Annotated in this window: 1 rRNA gene; it reads left to right on the top strand. The window is 50.1% G+C overall.

The window, feature by feature from the left end:
* Positions 1-456: 456 nt before the first annotated feature.
* Positions 457-797 (top strand): 16S ribosomal RNA (locus DB30_RS40990); the annotation flags it as partial.

The following is a 797-nucleotide window of genomic DNA, read 5'->3' as shown; positions in this document are numbered from 1 at the left end:
AATTGTCGCCGGTTTTACAGCGTTATGGCTTTCCGTCGCTGGAAAAAGTGGCAGTTTAGGGCAGTTTTGCTGAAAAAATCGGCACTCGGAAATTAATTTGAAATTAGCGCTTGTCAGCCCGGAAGAACTCCCTATAATGCGCCTCCATCGACACGGCACAACGGCTTACGGAATGCGGTGTTGAGGTGATGAAAGTCACCGTCGGTCAGAGCGAAAATAAACGCTTGACTGGCACAGAGAGTAGCGTAATATACGCCACCTCGCGACAGTGAGCTGAAAGCCGCGTCGCAACTGCTCTTTAACAATTTATCAGACAATCTGTGTGGGCACTCGAGAGCAGATATCAAAAGCCTTCGGGCTTAAAAAATATCAAGCCTCACGAGTGGACACATAATGACATTCATTATGACGTTTTACAGATGAGCACCGCTTAACTGGTTTAAGCAAATCAAACTTAAATTGAAGAGTTTGATCATGGCTCAGATTGAACGCTGGCGGCAGGCCTAACACATGCAAGTCGAACGGCAGCACAGAAGAGCTTGCTCTTTGGGTGGCGAGTGGCGGACGGGTGAGTAATGTCTGGGAAACTGCCCGATGGAGGGGGATAACTACTGGAAACGGTAGCTAATACCGCATAACGTCGCAAGACCAAAGTGGGGGACCTTCGGGCCTCACACCATCGGATGTGCCCAGATGGGATTAGCTAGTAGGTGGGGTAACGGCTCACCTAGGCGACGATCCCTAGCTGGTCTGAGAGGATGATCAGCCACACTGGAACTGAGACACGGTCCAGACTC

This window comes from Enhygromyxa salina (genome assembly GCF_000737335.2).
In the GTDB taxonomy this organism is placed as follows: domain Bacteria; phylum Myxococcota_A; class Polyangia; order Nannocystales; family Nannocystaceae; genus Plesiocystis; species Plesiocystis salina_C.
The sequence above is the reverse complement of the archived record's forward strand: the minus strand, read 5'-3'. Positions and strand labels throughout refer to the sequence as shown.